11 protein-coding genes are annotated in these 17,338 nt (G+C 59.3%); 5 read left to right on the top strand and 6 right to left on the bottom strand.

The window, feature by feature from the left end; genetic code table 11:
* Window positions 1–634 precede the first annotated feature (634 nt).
* Window positions 635–1,531, top strand: coding sequence for a hypothetical protein (locus tag C7S18_RS04575; protein WP_106890443.1), 897 nt, complete (start codon window positions 635–637; stop codon window positions 1,529–1,531).
* 112 nt (window positions 1,532–1,643) lie between these two features.
* Here C7S18_RS04575 and C7S18_RS04580 read toward each other — a convergent pair whose 3' ends face one another.
* The 3 genes from C7S18_RS04580 to C7S18_RS04590 all read right to left on the bottom strand — a co-directional run bounded on the left by C7S18_RS04580 (window position 1,644) and on the right by C7S18_RS04590 (window position 5,972).
* Window positions 1,644–1,877 (bottom strand): hypothetical protein, encoded by a 234-nt coding sequence (locus tag C7S18_RS04580; protein WP_106890444.1) that lies wholly within the window; start codon window positions 1,875–1,877, stop codon window positions 1,644–1,646.
* Between the two features lie 56 nt (window positions 1,878–1,933).
* Window positions 1,934–4,345, bottom strand: a complete 2,412-nt coding sequence (locus tag C7S18_RS04585) for a DUF7948 domain-containing protein (protein ID WP_170113108.1) — start codon at window positions 4,343–4,345, stop codon at window positions 1,934–1,936.
* A gap of 718 nt (window positions 4,346–5,063) precedes the next feature.
* The gene (locus C7S18_RS04590) at window positions 5,064–5,972 is read right to left on the bottom strand and encodes a DUF1295 domain-containing protein (RefSeq protein ID WP_106890446.1); all 909 of its coding nucleotides are present in this window, start codon (window positions 5,970–5,972) and stop codon (window positions 5,064–5,066) included.
* 493 nt (window positions 5,973–6,465) lie between these two features.
* On the opposite strand from C7S18_RS04590, the gene C7S18_RS04595 reads away from it, so the two are divergent.
* Together C7S18_RS04595 and C7S18_RS04600 are read left to right on the top strand one after the other, a co-directional pair.
* Entirely contained in the window at window positions 6,466–7,401 is a 936-nt protein-coding gene (locus C7S18_RS04595; protein WP_106890447.1) for a hypothetical protein, read from the top strand.
* Window positions 7,402–7,916: 515 nt separating this feature from the next.
* Window positions 7,917–8,510, top strand: coding sequence for a hypothetical protein (locus C7S18_RS04600; RefSeq protein ID WP_106890448.1), 594 nt, complete (start codon window positions 7,917–7,919; stop codon window positions 8,508–8,510).
* 54 nt (window positions 8,511–8,564) lie between these two features.
* Here the strand turns inward: C7S18_RS04600 and C7S18_RS04605 are convergent, their stop codons facing one another.
* From C7S18_RS04605 to C7S18_RS04620, 3 genes are all read right to left on the bottom strand, one after another.
* Window positions 8,565–9,086 (bottom strand): hypothetical protein, encoded by a 522-nt coding sequence (locus tag C7S18_RS04605; RefSeq protein WP_106890449.1) that lies wholly within the window; start codon window positions 9,084–9,086, stop codon window positions 8,565–8,567.
* Between the two features lie 353 nt (window positions 9,087–9,439).
* Window positions 9,440–11,950, bottom strand: a complete 2,511-nt coding sequence (locus C7S18_RS04615) for a serine/threonine-protein kinase (protein WP_170113109.1) — start codon at window positions 11,948–11,950, stop codon at window positions 9,440–9,442.
* Complete coding sequence (locus C7S18_RS04620) at window positions 11,940–12,533, bottom strand: ECF-type sigma factor (protein ID WP_170113110.1); 594 nt, start codon at window positions 12,531–12,533, stop codon at window positions 11,940–11,942. Before C7S18_RS04620 ends, C7S18_RS04615 begins: the two co-directional genes overlap by 11 nt.
* Window positions 12,534–13,088: 555 nt before the next feature.
* Between C7S18_RS04620 and C7S18_RS04625 the strand changes: the two genes are divergently transcribed.
* Both C7S18_RS04625 and C7S18_RS04630 read left to right on the top strand, forming a co-directional pair.
* Window positions 13,089–15,410 (top strand): S8 family serine peptidase, encoded by a 2,322-nt coding sequence (locus tag C7S18_RS04625; protein WP_106890453.1) that lies wholly within the window; start codon window positions 13,089–13,091, stop codon window positions 15,408–15,410.
* 415 nt (window positions 15,411–15,825) lie between these two features.
* A complete protein-coding gene (locus tag C7S18_RS04630) occupies window positions 15,826–17,205 on the top strand; it encodes a right-handed parallel beta-helix repeat-containing protein (protein WP_106890454.1) in 1,380 nt (459 codons plus the stop codon).
* Window positions 17,206–17,338 lie beyond the last annotated feature (133 nt).

Here is a 17,338-nt window from a genome sequence, read left to right on the forward strand (position 1 = left end):
AGCGGTCTATTGATCGTTGGTTGTCCTGTTCAGGACCGTTCCGCCGCAGTATTGGGTGCCGACTGACTGCGCTGGCACGAGTTAGTCTGTCATATCAACCCATTGGCTCATCAGCGAGCTGCCTTCCAAGCATCATTGCGAGCGTCTTCAAGTAAACGGTGGCCTGTATCCACGAAAGTGAGGCAGGTTATTGCGTGCGAGTGTCCATCACCACTGATTTTCGTCACGATCAAACTGTCTCGAAGTCATGCCAGCTATAGACGCAGGAGCGCTTGAAACCGTCCAGATTGGATGCCAGTCCCGCAACGAGTCCGACACGTGTTCGGGCTCATTGCGTCAGAATCAAACACGAACGTGCTTGGTGTTGGGCGGGTGATCCATGGGACGCATCGGCTTTGAACGTGTTCAGAGTGTTTCAGGTGAATCTCGTCTTGCTGTGCAGGCGCAGAGCCCCACAGGCGTCCGGTGAGATGTTGACGGAACGTCTGGCTGGCGCCCGGGTTTTGAATGTTCTCGCGCGTCACATCGCCCTGGGATTCGGATGCGCTGAGGTTCAGCGACCATCTGTCGCGCGACTCACCGCGACCCAGGATTCGATATGCGTGTTTCGAACTACTTGCTTACAGGCCTACTGATGAGTACTACTACACTTGCTGCCGATGTTCCGTTCGCTGCTTACATTGGGCGCGTTGCCGATGCCGAGCGCAAGCTCAGCGAGTACAACTCGGAAGTGGTGTCGCAGGCGTTCATTGAACGCCAATCTCTGCCCGTGAGTACGGCCTCGCCGCCGACCTACACCCTTAAACCTGGGCAGAGTTTGGCGCTGCTCTACAATTTCGCGAAGCACGACAGCTATGGAAATCCGCAGCCCGCGCACTCAGAATTTTTGAATTGTGGCAAGAAGATCCGACGGGTTGATGGGCAACTGGTGACCTTCAATGACATGGAAGGATTTACCTACAGCAATGACCACATCACGTCGAACGAAGAAGATGTGACTCGCCGTGGGTTGCTTGGCAAGTTTGAGCCCATGCTGGCCCCGGAAGAAGCCAAGAAGGTCACTGGGATTTGGCAGTTCAATGCCCAGGATATTGCCGCGTTTGCAGCTGACGCAGCGTTTTCTGACGATGCCAACAAGGTCGCCGGCAAGGTTCTCGAATTCATGTGCTTCCATGATGAGCGGGATCCCGTTCCGTTTGTGGTGCTGCGTTTGGATGCCACCGATGTTGCGAGAGGCGAAACGTGGGACGAGAAGAATGCGAGACTGAAAGCTGAGCGGGACAGCCAGCAGGCTGAACGCAATGAGTCAGCGCTGTCGCAACGCCATGCCGACAAGCAGGTTGCACCCGCTGCCGAGCGGCCTGAGCGCACGCCGAATGGTCGCGTTCCCCAAGAACCATCCGCCGCTGCGGCGAACCGCGATGCCGCGAATGCGCGAGCCAAAGCCGCCTCAGAGGCACGCAACGAAGCCGCAAGAGAACGAAAGGCAGCTCTGGAGGCAGCACGCGCGGCGCGGCACAAGGACGACTAGGGCGAGTCCGAAAACGTCCCTCCTGGAATTTCAGAGCTGCACGGCATCCAGACCCGCGTGGCTTCCAGGCCCGCATTGAGTCCAGTACATGTGCGGCCTCCGTGTCGCAGAATCAATCAACGACGTGGTTGATTCTGGGCGGATTCGTGATGCGGGTTGCCATCTTGCCGAGACGCGCGTTCAATTGGTGGTTTGCAGCAGAGACGGGATGCGCGTGGTTCTTGTATCCAATGCTCGCATCGGTCTGGTCACCTGGCGTGGCAGGTTCGTCGATCAAGGTGTCCCGATGACGCACAGCACCCTGATCCCGGTTTTGCCAAGTCGCGCGATTGCCCGAATCGGACATCCTGTCTCCGAGTATCTCGTCTTGACCCGGTAGCGCTTCAGCAAAGCCTGCAAGCCTCAGGGCAAGGTTTGGCAGAGCGGCGGAATGTTGCTGTCCTCAAACCCATCCTTGAATAGGCTGGGGTCGGTCACGCTAAACGTTGCCATGTTGTTGGCGCTCACGGGGTCGAGCATATTTGCTGCCACGGCGGTCGTTGCGGTGTTCGAGAGTTCGGTGCCAATCCCCACATAGCGCGCACAGAAATCGAACGTCAGCACAGCGCCGACCGGCATGGTGACCGTGGCCTGCAGATTGCCACTTCCACTCGCGGCCGGACACGCGCCACCGCCGGTTGCGCTGCAGACCCAGCGGGCGTCGATCAGATCGGCCGGCAGAATGTCTGCCACTTCAGCATTGACCGCGGGATCGGGTCCCAGATTCTGGAGTCTCACCTGGTAAGTCATGTATTCGTTCTCGAGGATATCGAGGCTGCCAGTCTTGCTGATCGCCAGATTTGCCGAGGGTTGTGGCATACCCAGATCCGGGGTGATGCGGCCGATGAACGCATCAAACGTACCGCCTGAGTTTGGTTGCGCGCTGCCACTAGTTTCCGGCAGTGTTGATCCTTGCACGCGTCCGGAAAGGTAGACCGAGTCGGCGCCGTAGCCAAGTCCAAACACCTGCGTCAGGCCGCTGCCGACGCCGTAATAGGTTGATTGCTGGATTTGGCTCAGGGCGGTGTCCAGCCGGGTGGCGAATCCGACGATCTGATTGTTCGGATTGCCTGATGTGGCGCCGTTTTCCGTTCCGGGGAAATTGCTGGAGTTGGTAGATCCGCCGACAAATAGGGCGCCGTCGCCCATCGCTATCGACCAGAGATTGTCATTACTGTTGCTGCCGCCAACGAAAGTGCCGCCAGATCGTGTTGAGAGATCCCGCGACAACGCAAGCACGAATCCTTCGCCCTGGCTGAACTGCGTATCGGGTGCGTTGGGCGCGATCGGAAAATTGCTAGAGCGCGTATCGCCAGCGAGATAAACATTGTTGGCGTCGATTGCGATATCCCGGACGATTTCGTCCTGGCTGCCACCGAGATAGCTTGAGCGCCGAACGGTGGTGAGTCCGCCATTGAAACGCGCCACGAATCCATCCATCCCGACACCCGTTGATGCGAAGTTGGGCTGGAATGCGCCCGCAGTTGCGACCAAGCCCGCTCCGCTTGAGCCAGCGACGTAGACGTCGTCACCATCGACGATGACTGCACGGGCTTCTTTGCCAGCACCGGTCCCCGAGCCGCTGACAAAGCTGGCGTTTGTGATCGAGCGCAGATCGTGCGCGAATTTCACCACGATCGCATCGCCTCCGGAGGGCAAGCTGGTGATCGCGCCGGCGCTGCCACCGGGCAGACTTGACGACGCCGACGAACCTACGGCGTAGAGTCCATCGGGCCCGACTGCGGCGGTCCAGAAACCATCACTATTGCTTCCGCCGTAAAACGTGGACTGACTGACGGCAGTGAGCGCGCGATTGAACCGCACCACAAAACCATCGCCGTTGCCACCGGGCGTGGATTGCGCGCCATTGCTGGCACCCGGAATGTGCTCCACGACCGAGAAGGTTTGGCCGACTAGATACACACTGTCGGCAGAAACGGCCAGTCCGCGCGGTGTCGGGCCGCCACTCTGGCCACCGCTAGTCGGCCCGAATACACCGAAGTAGGTGGCTTGGAGCAGCGTGCCGAGATCGAGGCTATAACGCGCTACAAACGGGTTGCCGCCGAGCGTCGAGTTGCGCTGGATGGTTGGCTGAAAGCCGCCAATGGTGCCCGGAAAGTTGGCCGATAAGGTGTAGCCCGCGACATAGACGCTGTCGTCTGCGACGACCATGTCGGTGAGGCTTTCTTCCGAGTTACCGCCCACAAACGTTGACCGGATGACTGGGTCGATGGTCAGTGCATAGCGATCATCGAATGGTCCAAGTTGGAATCCATAGCTTCGATCCTCCCCGAGTGCATAGCCGATCTCGACCGCGCGACGCTTGCCGTGGATGACCTGCCAGGCAATCGGGCGATCCAGCGTCGCCACACCGAGCCCCGTTTCCAACAATAGGCGTCCATCGTCGGCAATTCGCAAGTCGTTGACGCCTTCCAGACGCATCGTGATTGCTTCGGCACCAATGCCGGGATCAAGATGAAAACGCTTCTCGAAGCCGCCCGCAGCAAGGCGTAAGTCGGCGCGAATCCCGGGCCAGACTTCACCCAGATCCAGTTGCCGGTAGCTCGGCAAAGGCATGACGTGGCCATTGCCACCACGGAGTTGACTGATTGCGTGGTCCTCGCGCCCGACAGCGTTGATCGCGTTTGGGTGAGCGCCATCGAAGCGTTCAACGAGGACCCAATCGCGGTCACCCGAACCCTTCAGTACATGAACCAGTTCAGTCTGCTTGGTGACAAACAGCGCGATGCCGCTGCGCTGAGCCCAGTACTGCACGCGAGGATCGTGCTGACCATGGTTGGCTTGAAACCCTGGCTGCAAGCTGGGCGCGCGGCTTGCCGCTTGTGGCGGGCAGAGCAGCATCAACATGCTGCACAAGCAAATCACCATCATGTGTATTGGGCGGTGCATTGGGTGATCTCTCCTGAAATGACCGAGCCGTAAAGTCCGGCTTCCAGTGGCAGGAGTCTCAGGATTGCCAAGTGGCAAGTCTCCCCCCTGTTTGCAGGGGAATGGGCAGGAGCGTTAGGGCGGGTCTGAACTGGTTCAGAGGCGCCCTAAGGAGGGTCTGAATAAGTCCATCCTGGACTTTCAGACCCGCACTGAGTCCGGCACATGTCCGGACTCAGTGCTCCAGAATCAACCACTTGCGTGTTTGAATCTGGGCGGGCCATCCATGGCCAGTATTTGCCGGTCTGAATAAGTCCATCCTGGACTTTCAGACCCACAATGAGTCCGGCACATGTCCGGACTCAGTGCTCCAGAATCAAGCACTTGCGTGTTTGATTCTGGGCGGGCCATCCATGGCCAGTATTTGCCGGTCTGAATAAGTCCATCCTGGACTTTCAGACCCACAATGAGTCCGGCACGTGTCCGGACTCATTGCTCCAGAATCAAGCACTTGCGTGCTCGATTCTGGGCGGGCCATCCATGGCCCGCATCGCCTCTGAACTTGTTCAGAGGCTCCTTAACGCATTGCAGTTTGTATGAAAGCTTATCGTCGCGGCCCCGGCCAAAACCGATTGACGCGTAGTTGATAGTCGGCGTATGCGGGGCGTTTGAGGCGGCTGAAGTGTTCGGCAGGCACGGCGCCGGTGTAATACACCAGCGTGCTGTACATCAGGTAGATCATCCAGAGCAATGCCAATGCAAACACCACCAGAGCGCTTGTGTGCAGCGCGCCGCGCAACGCGATCAGCGAGGGCAGGGCCAGCGCCGCCAAGGCGATCCATTGCAGCCATTGACCGAAGTAGTTCGGGTGGCGGCTGTAGCGCCACAGTCCGACTTCGCAAACGCTCGTGCGATCGGCTCTATGCGCGCGGGTGTATTGGCGCTTTTGCCAGTCTGCCGTGCTCTCAAAAACATAGGCACCAAACCACAAGAGCGCGGCGGCTCCGTGTATTGCGCCAAACGCCGGTTCTGGATCGGCCGTAATAAGCAAGGCCGGCATGGCGAGGAAGGACATGTTTGCCATGGCCTGTACCGCGATTTCATACTGCACCGAAAATCGTTCGCTGCGAAACCCCGCGCGCGCCCAGCGTTGACGTTGGTACTGGTAGCGTGGCAAGTCGCGGGTCAGGACGCCGGGCCGGTACATGTGTGCCGCCCAATACGCCATGCGTAAGCCGACGAACAAATGGATCAAGGCCGCGACCACCGTCAGCCAAGTGATGGAATGGGCAAACACCAGGAGCTGAGCCCCGAGGGCCGCCACCCCGGCAGGCCAAGCAAAGTCAACATAAGACAAGTGATTCGTCCGCCATGCCGGCCAATGCGCAAAAGGCAGAAACAACGCCAACTGCACCACGATGTTGCACAATGCGAACGTGCGTGTTGATGCGCTAGCGATCAGCGCCGATACGCAAACCAGGAATAACAGACACCAGAGCATTCGTCCCTTCATGGGTCGATTGTAGCAAGCAGAGTTGGCTGTCGTTGTCTGTCAGCACGTCGCCGACCTGGCGATGGTGACCCTGAAGCCTTTGGCGCGCCCGTTTTGCGCGGATGAATGCGGCGCAACTTGTGGGGCAGCGGCCTGTCGGGTGTAATCCAACGCGAGTCACGTTGAGTCAGTTGCCATGTCGATCCCGAAGCATTTGCTTGTATCCAAACTGGCCGTAATGGCCGGCGCCTTGGGTCTTGCGTTCGTGACTATCGGTACTGCCGGGGCGGCGATTCGCGTGCCCGTTTAGTCGCAGCAATTGCCGGTTTGTGAAAACGGCGCGGCAAGCCGAGTGCTCGGCTTGGCAAGTGCTGGGCCCGATGTGGTGGTGAACGCTTATTGTGAATCAGGCGAAACAGCGAAGACTTGGCGGCTCGGTAGTGCGGGCAGCACGCTTTGGTCGCGGACGCTATGCGTTAGTTGTCCAGAATTTCCAAACGATCCGGGGGCGCCGATGCTGGCGCCGATTGTGGCAACGGCGAACGGCAGTCTGGTCAGCGCCTATCTCAAGGACTTTTCCAATCTCCGGTTGGCGAGAGTCGATGCGGCGGGCAATCTGTTGCATGACCTGAGCCTGGGGTGGCATGACGGGCCGGAACTTGGTCTGTTTGCATCACCCCAGAACGGCGTGGTCGTGGCAAGTTCCTATGCTCTGATTCACGCAGCTGCCAACGGCACCTTGTTGGGCGAAGAATCACTGAGCTTTGACCCGACGATTGCCCCGTTCTACTTCTACTTCGAAGACTTGGTGATCGGGTCGGGCGGGCAGATCTGGCGGTCGCTCGAACGTGATGAAGGCGCTTTGAGTTTTGGTCAAGGTCCGGATTTTGTCTGGCAACCCCTTCAGGCTGACATGTCCGAGGCCGGTGCAGAGCGGCGTCTCCCGCGTTCGCTGCTCACACACTCCCGTTTGCTGACTGACGGTCAATTCGCACTGCTGGATGCATTGACCTCGCCTGCAGGCAATATCCGTTTGCGGCTCCATGATTCGAGCGGCACATTGGTCAGTTCCCACGACTACTTTTTGCCCGCGGCCATGCCGTTGTACTCAACCAGAAATGGCAGCGGCTCGTTCGCCGTGATCACCAGTGATGGTCCGAGTGGGCCACATGCCGTCAGCCAATTCACCGAGCAAGGGGATTTGATTCATACCACGGCGCTGTCGTTTCAGCCGACTCGGATGGTGTTATCGGAGTCGGGTGACATCGCGGTCTGGGCCAGCACCGAAACGAGTGCTGACGCAGCGTTCCTGACTAGCACAGGGACCGAACTGATGAGCTGGCATTGCGCGGCGTCCGGCGACTGCCGTCAGTATCCGGACTTCATTGTCCGCTCACCCACAGGCTGGGTGGTAGCAGGACGTGATGCCACCGCTACCGGACGTGCTTGAGTGGCGCTGCTGCCCGAGCCGACTGCTTTATTTGCGTCGGGCTTTGAAGATCTTTGAGCGAGCTGGTTGCATCGACGTTGGAATTCTTCGCGCATCAAACTGTCAGCGACGGTGGGCGATTTTCACGACGGCACAGTGTGGCAAGTAGCCCTCTCCCCAGCCCTCTCCCACTCGCGTGGGAGAGGGAGTTGGCGCCCTCCCCCGCGAGCGCGGGGGAGGGGCGGGGAGGGGGTTACTTGCGGTCAGAATCGTCACCACCCGCAATGTCTTGGTGATCAAATCCGATGGGTTTCGGCGTGTTTGATGAGAGAGAGCGTAGCGCTCCGTAACCAAGCCGGGCAGGCATTCTGCGAATGGGGTGGCGGGTCGCTTCGATCACACGCGTGGTTCCGGTGCCAGAAAGCGTTCGGTGCTTGCGAGAGGCGCTGACTGGGCGACGCGTTGTTTTTTTATGAGGATGTATCATCCGGTTTCCGAGATGCCGCGCCGGCTTCTCTTTGGATGAGAACAAAACAATGAACAGTCGCTTCTGGGCGTGGCTCGCGGCATTGTTGTTAGCCGTTGCAGTCAATCTGGCAAACGCGCAGGATGAGTCGCCCGAACAAGTCGCGGAGGCCTATGGCGCAGCCCTCAAGACGAGCGGGATGTCGGGCGCTACCGAGTTCATGCATCCTGATGAGTTGGAGCGGTTTCGTGCGAGCCTCGCGCCCGTCCTGGCCATTGAGCCGGGTCTGGGTGAGGAAGTGCGAAAGGGCATTTTTGGCCCGGAAATGACCGCAGCAAGCATGAGCGCCATGTCGGCTGAGACATTCATGAAGGGGTGCTTGGGTTTCGCTGACAAGCAGATGAAGGCCACGAACACCGAATTGGTGTCGATGGAGATTATTGGCAGTGTGCCGGAAGGTGAGATCACGCATCTGGTGACGCGTGGCGAGGTAAGGGCCGGTGCCATGACGCTCACCTCAATGGAAGTGATGAGCCTCAAGCACTATGGCAAGACGTGGCGCCTGTTACTGAGTGGGAAGATCGAAGGCATGGCCGAGATGATCAAGGCGCAGATTCAGGCGCATGCACCGCCTGCTGCCGCGCCGCAAAAGAATCCGGAATAGCTATCCCGTCAAGCGAACCAGGGCCCCGGCGTTGGCAGGAGCCCTGGCACGGCATCAGTTCTGGTTGGCGCCACCACAAGTGACTTCGTGTGAGGCGTAGCTGCCTTGACCCGAAATCGAATTGTAGATGTACACGGTCACCGTGCCGGCCCAAGGCAGTTCACATCCAATGTCGGCATAGCGTCCGCCCGGACCATGTTGCGAGACCGTGACGTAGGCCGGGGTCGAGGCGATCCAACTGAACAACAGCTCATCGGCGTCGCTTGGGTAGCCCTGGCAGCTCGTCATGGTGCCGAAGCTCTGGCACTCGAGATAAGGAACCGCGGGTTCCTGTGGTGCTTGGCAGAAGAATTTCGAAACGTTCATCGTCAGGTTCGGAGCGCTCGACGGACAGGCGAGCAAATAGCCGCGTCCTGACTCCGGGTAACAGTCGGAACGAGCCGCTTTGCCGGTGCTGCAGGTGACCGGCGGCGAGCCTGGATCCGGTGGTGTCGGGTTGTTGGTCTGGCTTTGGGCGCTTGCGCCGGACGCCACGAGTCCGGAAGCGAGTAGGGTTGCAATGAAGTATTTGAACATGGGTCGTCACTCTCTGCTGAAATGTTGGATCGGCAGCGGCTGCTGACAGCCAGCCGCAAGAATCTCTACATCGGTTCTTCTGATCATCGAATCGGTCTTCTGCTCAGGTCTGGCCAGCACCTTTGCGATTGGGATTCAGTCAGTGGCAAATCGTCCCATCGGCCATTGCCCCTGACGATTCACCGGTCTCGATGCTGTCAGAATGGCACGCAATAGGATCTGCGAACTCGGTGTGATTGGTTCTACGCGGAATTTGCCAAAGCGAATGATCACGGCTGGCGAAAAATCCCAGAAGGCCAATTAGTTCATTGATTTAAAACAATAATTTGTGCTTGCTCAAAGAGCTTGGTCGATCAGTGCGGTTCTTGGCCGGGGTCGGTCTTGTCGCTTTGTGGTGTGCACAAGACTTGTTGAGCCGCCTGGCAGCTTGGTTCGCTGCTCACGCGCGCGCGGCACAGATTGGCCTCAGAATAGTCGCCCGCAGCCGCGGCGCAATCTGCTTCCCAGAACCCATAGGCCTGCCATTGCCGCCATTGCTTTTGGGCGTCCTGATCGAGTGTGCTTCGGCCCGGCCAGTTGGCGCTGAGCAATTGCAGGCCAGCCAGTGTCTCATGCTGCTTGCCTTGCTGGATCTGATATTTCGCGGCACTGAATGCCGCAAAGGCATGAAAACTGACGTTTTCGATCTCTCGGCTTTCGGCCTCGACATTGGCGAAATGCGGTTCAGCAGCCGGCGCATTGCCGCTCGGTCCGGCCAACGCTGTAGCAAGGTTCAGTTCGGCGCTCAGCACGAAGAAGTGGCCGCTGCCAAGGACACTTCGAAAGGTCTGCCAGGCATTGCGAAGATGTGGCTCTGCAGCCGCATACTGGCGATCTTGAAGCAAGGCTTGCCCAACCAACGACTCCGCGCGACCGACAATGATTGAATCAGTGCCAAATGCGGCCTGCAGAGTGGCGGCAATCTGCGGGCCCTGGCTGAGCAACTCGGTCCGGTTGCCGGCATTGGCCATGGCTTCGAGGCGCGCCAATTTCAATCTGGCGAGAATCGGATGATCCTGCGGAAAGAACTGTCGTGCCTGAATCTCAGCGCGATCCAGATGCGCCAGGGCTCGTTCCGCCTGACCTGCGCTAGCCAAGGCGTCCGCGTATTGCGTCTGCACATAGAACCAGTTCGGCTGTTGTGCATTGATCCGACTGCTCAGCTGCTCATAGCGTGCCGCCGCGTCGGCAAACCGTGAGCGCTTCATGGCGATGCGGGCACGCGCGAGGTCGGCGCGCTGGCGTGCCGGCTCATCGTCGAGTTGGCACTGATCCAAAGCGGTTTCGGCGTCGGCCAATCGATCGCGCTCGACCAGAATACGTGCGTCCAGCACGCAGCTGTAAGCATTGTCTTCGATGCGACCGTTCAGTGCCTGCATCGATCGTTCGGCGTCTGCGAGCATCCCCATTGAGACCTGGACTTCCGCCAGAGTCAGCATCAGTCCAGCCGTCTGGCGATCATTCGCAGCCAACAAGGGCAACAGTGCCGCATTGATCTGACGCAAAATCTGGCGTGCTCGGATATCGCCGCCCGTGAAGCCATCCGGATCTGCCGCGACGAAAGCCTGGCGCATGGCGTCCAGCGCGAGGGTCGCGCGATCCCGTTCGGCGATGACCCGACGATTCTGCGCCAGCACCATGGCCATCGCGACCAGCACCGTTACCAAAATGGCAGCCGCAAGGGCCGACGCGAGTTGATGCCGGGCGACGAGCTTGCGCAACCGGTATCCCATGCTATTACCCGATACCGAGACGGGCTCGTCTGCGAGTAGTCGCAAAATGTCGTTGTCCAACTGCTCGACGTTTCGATAACGCCCATCTGGCTCCTTGCGCAGCGCCTTCTGAGCAATGTTTTCCAGATCAATCGGGATCGCGGTCGCGCTGAGGCCTGGGCTGGTGCAGCGGCTGCGCATGGCATTCGGCGGTACTTTCAGAATGTCATGCTCAAGCTCACCCGGGGTACGGCCCTGACTGGCGAAAGCAGGCACGCCGGCGATCAATTCGTAAAGCAGCGCGCCTAGAGCGTACACATCGGTGGTGACGTCGCAGGGCTGGCCGAGGATCTGTTCGGGCGCCGCATTCATGGGCGTGAACATGCGCTCGTGCGTACGGGTGACGCTAGTCTGGTCACCGATCAGCTTTGCGATCCCGAAATCAAGCAGTTTCAGGACGCCGTCGGTCCGGACCATGACATTCTCGGGTTTGATGTCGCGGTGGACGACCAACGATCGATGCGCGTGCGCGACTGCCGCGAGCAACTGTCGGAACAAGTGCAGTCGCTGCTTCAGATCCAGGTTGTTTTGTGCCAAGTAGGTCCTAAGGGGCAGGCCATCCACCAACTCCATCGCAACGAAGCTGGTGTGGCCGTCGATGCTTCCGGCGTCAACGAAATGCGCGATGTTTGGATGATTGAGCCGGGCCAGAATCTCGCGCTCGGCGGCAAAGCGATCCAACATATTCGGCGCCAGAAATTCCTTGCGGATTAGTTTCAGCGCGAGCGGCTGGCCGATCTGGTCGGTGCGGCGCGCTTTGTAAACACGCCCCATGCCGCCTTGTCCGATCATTTCGAGCAATTCGTACCGATCGACAACTTGCCCGTACAAGTTGGACTGCTCGCTCACGACCGCGTCGATCATTGCCGTAAACGGCTGCTGAGTATGGCGATTCTCGTTGCGCTGGTGATACTCCAACAACTCCAGCACGTTGGCGCGCACGTCGGGATGTTCGGCGGTGGCTGCGCGCACGTAGGCGGCGCGCTCGCCGGTCGGCAAGTCCAGTGCCTGATCAAACAGCGCGCGCGAGCGCGCGTTGAATTCAGCGATCATCGGGGATACTGCCTGTCTCCAGTTCTCTGGCCAGCCAACTTCGCGCATAGCGCCAATGCCGAGTGATCGTGGCGACCGAAAGTTGACACGTCTTGGCGATGTCTTCGACACCAAGCGGTGTGAACAATTTCAGCTCAACCACGCGCGCGCAGATCGGGTCCTCAACGGTGAGCTTGCTGAGTGCTTGATCAACCGCGATCCAATCGACCGTGCTCGATTGCTCGGTCAATTCGGCCTCATTGCTTTGGTCAAGCTCGACGAACAGTTTGCCACCGCCGCGCTTGTCGGCGAATCGCTCACGCAAGTAGTCAATGACCACACGACGGACGACGGTTGCCGCAATAGCGAAGAACTGTTCGCGATTCTGCCAGTCGTGTTTTTGTTGTTCGCGAAGGCGCAAGTACGCTTCCTGTGCCAAATCTGTGGCGCCCAGGGTCAGGTGCTGACCCTGACGCCGCACCTGACTGATTGCGACTTGCCTGAGCAATGGGTAGATCGCTCGCGCCAATTGGTCTTCGGCGGCACGATCGCCCGATCGCCAACGGCCCAGAAGCGACGTAATTGGGGTTTCAATATCAGTCATGGAACGATTTTCCGGGTTCCTCGGCATTGGCTTTTGGACGCTGAACAGCCCCCTTTCAGGGGTATTGGGCACCTCGCGAACGGGTGTCACGGCCCGTCCTGCTGCCGAGGGTAGCAAACTGGCTCGTGGGTCGGATATTTCGCGGGGCTGATTCAGACCAGACTGGACGTTCATGCCCGCACTGAGTCTGCGCGGGCCGGTTGCTGGCTTTTGTGGCGCGATTGGTGTTCAGACTCGGGCAAGCAAAGCGGCGCTGGCGTGCGCGACTCCTTTTCCCTTTGCCGGAGCGGGCCGCCGCACCGGGTTTCGCTGGGTTTACGCGATCGTGATCATATCGGCCAAGCTATTCCGCGTACCCATGCAAGTCCAACCTGTTGTTGCCCGATTTCACGTGAAGCGGGGCTGGACCAATCGCCCAACGACCCCGGTCAGTCATGTTGCCGATCGTTGCGTGCGCGTTTTGCAACTGGCAGATCAGGCCGGCCATAGCGAATGGACGGCGCCCCGCTGCCAGTCCCGAATACCTATTCACCTTAGAGTCCAGGAAGAATCAACGTGTCCAGTCAATTTCGATCTTCGATCTGCCAGCACATCAAATTGGGGGCCCTGGTGGCTGCCCTTGCGCTACCCCTGTATGCCGACGCCGGTTCCCAGATTGCATTTACCCAAGTACCGACACTCAGTCCCGACGCCGCGGCACCGATCAATCAACTTATGATCAAGTCCAAGCAGGGCATGGGGTCCAAACCGCGCGAAAAGGGCGATCCGGCGAAACAAGTCTCCGCCTGGAGCGCGATCATCGGCCGGCCGCTGAGTCTCGTCCGCATCGGCACAGATGGCGTATGGGTGGTGGCAATCGGCAACGCGACCACGCGCGGCGAAGTGGATTCGATCAGCAATACATTGAAAGCGGCTGATCCCAATGTGCAATTCGTTCACGCTGATCTCGCGATCGTTTCGGCAGCGGTCCCAAGCGATCCGCTTTTCCCAATGCAGTGGCATCTCGGCTCGGCAAACGCCGCGCCAACGAGCGTGAATCTGCCGCTGGCCTGGGACTTCACTCGGGGCGCCGGCGTCACGGTTGCAGTTCTCGACTCGGGCTACCGTCCACATCCCGATCTGGTCGGCAATATTCTGACGACCGGTTACGATTTCATGTCGGCGTACGACTATGACGCTCCAGCCGGGCGCGACAATTCGCCGCTGGATCCGATTGCCATGGTGCCAGGTGGCGGGGGTGGTCCTGTTTGCCCCGTGCGACCTTGCCCGGCGCCTCAGGCCCCAACGCCTTGGCACGGAACGCATGTGGCGGGGATCATCGCGGCGACGGGGAATAATGGCATCGGCGTCGCCGGGACTGCGTATGAAGCCAAGATTCTGCCAGTGCGTGTCATCAGCCCGGGCGGCGGCGTGCTGTCCGATCTCGTCGATGCCATTCGTTGGACCGCTGGCGAGGGAGTAGACGCGCTCCCGGCACAGGGCTATCCGCGGGCACAGGTGATCAATATGAGCCTGTCGAGCCTATTTCCGGAGGCGTGTCCAAACGCCCTGCAGGATGCCATCAATCTTGCCTACCAGCGCGGCATCAGCATTGTCGTCGCCGCTGGCAATCAGGAGGGGGACGCAACGAACTACTTCCCGGCGAATTGTGCGAATGTGTTGCCGGTTGCCGCAATCGCCCGTAACGGCACTCGAGCGAGCTACTCAAACACCGTTGGTGCGCACGGGGTCGCGGCGCCTGGCGGTACGGAGGCAGGCGACGTTGGGACTTATGACGGCATTCTGTCGACCTACAACAACGGACTCGCTTCGCCCGGTGCGGACACCTATTACAACTTGAAGGGCACGAGCATGGCCGCTCCACAGGTTGCTGGTACCGCTGCCTTGATTCATGCGCTGCGGCCAACTTGGACCCCCGCCGAGGTCTATCAACAGATTCGTAGCAAGGCGCGATCGCACATTGGCGCGAACTGCAATAGCTCGACCTGCGGCGCCGGTTTGGCCGATGCCGGACGCGCTGTGTCGGACTTGGGTGGCTTGCAATCGATGCCACTGCGGCCTGGGCATAGCGGCACCTGGTATGACCCGAACCAGTCTGGTCAAGGCTTCATGATCAATGTGTCGGCAGCCGCAAGTTATGTCTACGCAGGCTGGTATTCGTTCGCAGTGGATGGTCAACCCGGCCCGACGGGACAACGATGGTATTCGGCGCAAGCTCAAAACGTCGCAATGGGCTCGCCGTTCGTCGATCTGAAGGTCTATCAAAATACGGGCGGGCGTTTCAATAGTCTGCCGCCCACTTCCGCAGCGCAGATCGGGACCGCGCGCCTGACGTTTCAGAGCTGCAATGTTGCCAATTTCAACTACACCGTCACGGTGGACGGCGCGCCCCGCAGCAACACGATTCAACTCGTGCGCCTGATCGCTGATCAGAACTGCGACAGCAACTTCCAACCGATCGTGAGTCTCAACCAGCAAGGCATCAATGCGACGCTCAACGGTGCCTGGTACAACCCGCCGACCGCCGGCCAGGGTTTCCAGTTCGAGTTTGCACCGAATCTTGGGAATTTCTTCTTTGCTGCCTGGTACACGTATGCTGTTGATGGTCAGCCGGGCACTGGCCCCAGCGGTCAGCGGTGGTTGACGATCCAGGGCAACTATCCGGGCAACTCACGAACGGCCAGCGGGTTGCCGATCTATGAGACGTTGAACGGCAAATTCAATACAACCACGCCCACTACGACAGTGCAGGTGGGCACCGCTGATCTCTACGTGCAGACTTGTAGTCGTGCGTTCTTGACGTATCACATCAACGGCCGGCCTAGCGCGACCATTCAGCTCGACAAATTGGTCGGTGCGTCAGGCTGTATCGAATGAATGGGGGCTCATGCCCCGAGTCCGGGCGTTGCCGATCTGGACACGCCCAATAGGCGTACGGGTGGGTTCGCCCCCAGCCAGACGACTCCGGTCGCCTAGCTGGGGGCATCCCTGCGGGCTGATTGGGTTGGCCTTGCAGGCAAACGGTGCGACTTGGTTGGATCCCAGTTCAGTATTTCGATGTCAATACAACGTGAACAGGGGCCGGGAGTAGACCTGACACTGAGTGCCGAAACCTTGGGAGCGTCTGGGTGAGTCCATTCGGGACGTTCAGACCCGCGTCGCCTCTGAACTTGTTTAGTAGCGCCCTTGCCAGGCTTGAGTCTGGCGCGCTTGAACCAGCAACTGACGCGCCTGGCCTAACCGGAAATCGGGTTTGGTCGTTGAATGCCACGCACCTTCTTTGGAGCTTGCGATGCGTGGCACGATCTTTGGTGTTTTGTTGTTGGGCGGGCTTGGGACATCGGCTCAGGCGACGGTGTACACCATAGGACCAGACGGTGCGTTCCCGACGGTGAACGCCGCCATCGCGGATGCGAACGCCAATCCGGACAATCACGAGTTTCGCCTGCAAACCGGCACCCATGTCGGCGGCGTCGTGTTTCCCATCAATGGCGAGAAGGTCTGGCAGATTTCGGGGGGCTGGAATGCGAGCTTCACGCAAAATCCGATCGCGCCAAGCCAGACGATCTGGCAGGCGAGCGCGCTGGGTGGGACGGTACTGACGTTCAATCTGACCTCGATGGCGCAACTGCAAGTGCGGAACCTGACCATTCTCGGCGGTCTGGGGGTGGGCGCGCCTGGTGGCATCTACGGTGGCCTGGCGAATGCGTCGCAGTTCAGTCTGGAGGATTGCCGGGTGACCGGTCACCAGAGCAACTTTGGGGCTGCGGGCTTGCGTCTCGACGCGACACAGACGAGTCAGATCGCGATCGCCCGATGTGAATTCACCAATAACACAGCCTTTGGCACCGGCCAAAAGGACGGTATTGGCGCGTTTCTGCGCGCGTCAAACAGCGCTCGTATCAGCGTGTCCGAGAGCTACTTTGGGTTCAATCAGGATTCAGTGCAGAGCAGCGGCAGCTTTGGTGCCGGGCTTAGTGTTGAGGGCTTTGGCGACGCGCAATTGACGCTCTCAGACAACGTGATTGCGGACAACGTGGTGCTGGCGACCAGTAGCAGCGGCGCCGGCTTGGCCATCGGAGTGTTCGACAATTCGACGTTGGACATCAATGCCCTGGAGGTTGCTCGCAATTCGGCGCCCAATCAAGTCTCAGGGAATCGAACGCAGGCTTACGTCTTGGCGACATTGACCGCCGACTTTGGTATCGGAAATTGCCTGGTCACGAACAGTGCGCTGGGTGGGATCTACGTGACTCACACCGGGACCGGCACGAGCACGATGTCCAATTGTACCGTTGTCAACAACCAGGGTACTGGACTGGTCTACGAAGCGTCCGCAGGTAGCCATTCGCTTACCAACACGATCGTGCATGGCAATGAAGGCAGCACATTCGGCTTGATACTGGGAACACCGGTTCTTCGCAGCAACAATCTCGGCGACGACGTTGGCGCGAACAATGTGAATCCACAATTCGTCAACGGCAGCAACGACTTTCATCTGGCTGCCGGGTCACCGGCCATCGACACGGGTTCGAATTCCTTCAACACGGCCACCAGCGATCTGGACTTCAACCCCAGAGTGGTCAATGGCGTGATCGACATCGGCGCTTACGAATTCCAGACGCCGCCGACTGATGCCCTGTTTGCGAGCGGATTTGAGGATATGCCCTGATCGGAAACGAAACATGAGCGCGGCTGAGTCTGTGTGTTGTCGTGTGCCAGGTGCCGACCACAGACATTGATTGGAGAAACGGTGAGCTCGCATCAGCGTATGCCCCGGGCTTGAGAAAGTCTCGCTGTGGCGA

The sequence above is a fragment of the Ahniella affigens genome (assembly GCF_003015185.1).
Lineage (GTDB): Bacteria > Pseudomonadota > Gammaproteobacteria > Xanthomonadales > Ahniellaceae > Ahniella > Ahniella affigens.

Bases quoted from the DNA above. Each gene is read 5' to 3' on its own strand.
- C7S18_RS04575 (WP_106890443.1), top strand. From the start codon at position 635: ATGAGTACTACTACACTTGCTGCCGATGTTCCGTTCGCTGCTTACATT.
- C7S18_RS04580 (WP_106890444.1), bottom strand. From the start codon at position 1,877: ATGTCCGATTCGGGCAATCGCGCGACTTGGCAAAACCGGGATCAGGGT.
- C7S18_RS04590 (WP_106890446.1), bottom strand. From the start codon at position 5,972: ATGAAGGGACGAATGCTCTGGTGTCTGTTATTCCTGGTTTGCGTATCG.
- C7S18_RS04595 (WP_106890447.1), top strand. From the start codon at position 6,466: ATGCTGGCGCCGATTGTGGCAACGGCGAACGGCAGTCTGGTCAGCGCC.
- C7S18_RS04600 (WP_106890448.1), top strand. From the start codon at position 7,917: ATGAACAGTCGCTTCTGGGCGTGGCTCGCGGCATTGTTGTTAGCCGTT.
- C7S18_RS04605 (WP_106890449.1), bottom strand. From the start codon at position 9,086: ATGTTCAAATACTTCATTGCAACCCTACTCGCTTCCGGACTCGTGGCG.
- C7S18_RS04615 (WP_170113109.1), bottom strand. From the start codon at position 11,950: ATGATCGCTGAATTCAACGCGCGCTCGCGCGCGCTGTTTGATCAGGCA.
- C7S18_RS04620 (WP_170113110.1), bottom strand. From the start codon at position 12,533: ATGACTGATATTGAAACCCCAATTACGTCGCTTCTGGGCCGTTGGCGA.
- C7S18_RS04630 (WP_106890454.1), top strand. From the start codon at position 15,826: ATGCGTGGCACGATCTTTGGTGTTTTGTTGTTGGGCGGGCTTGGGACA.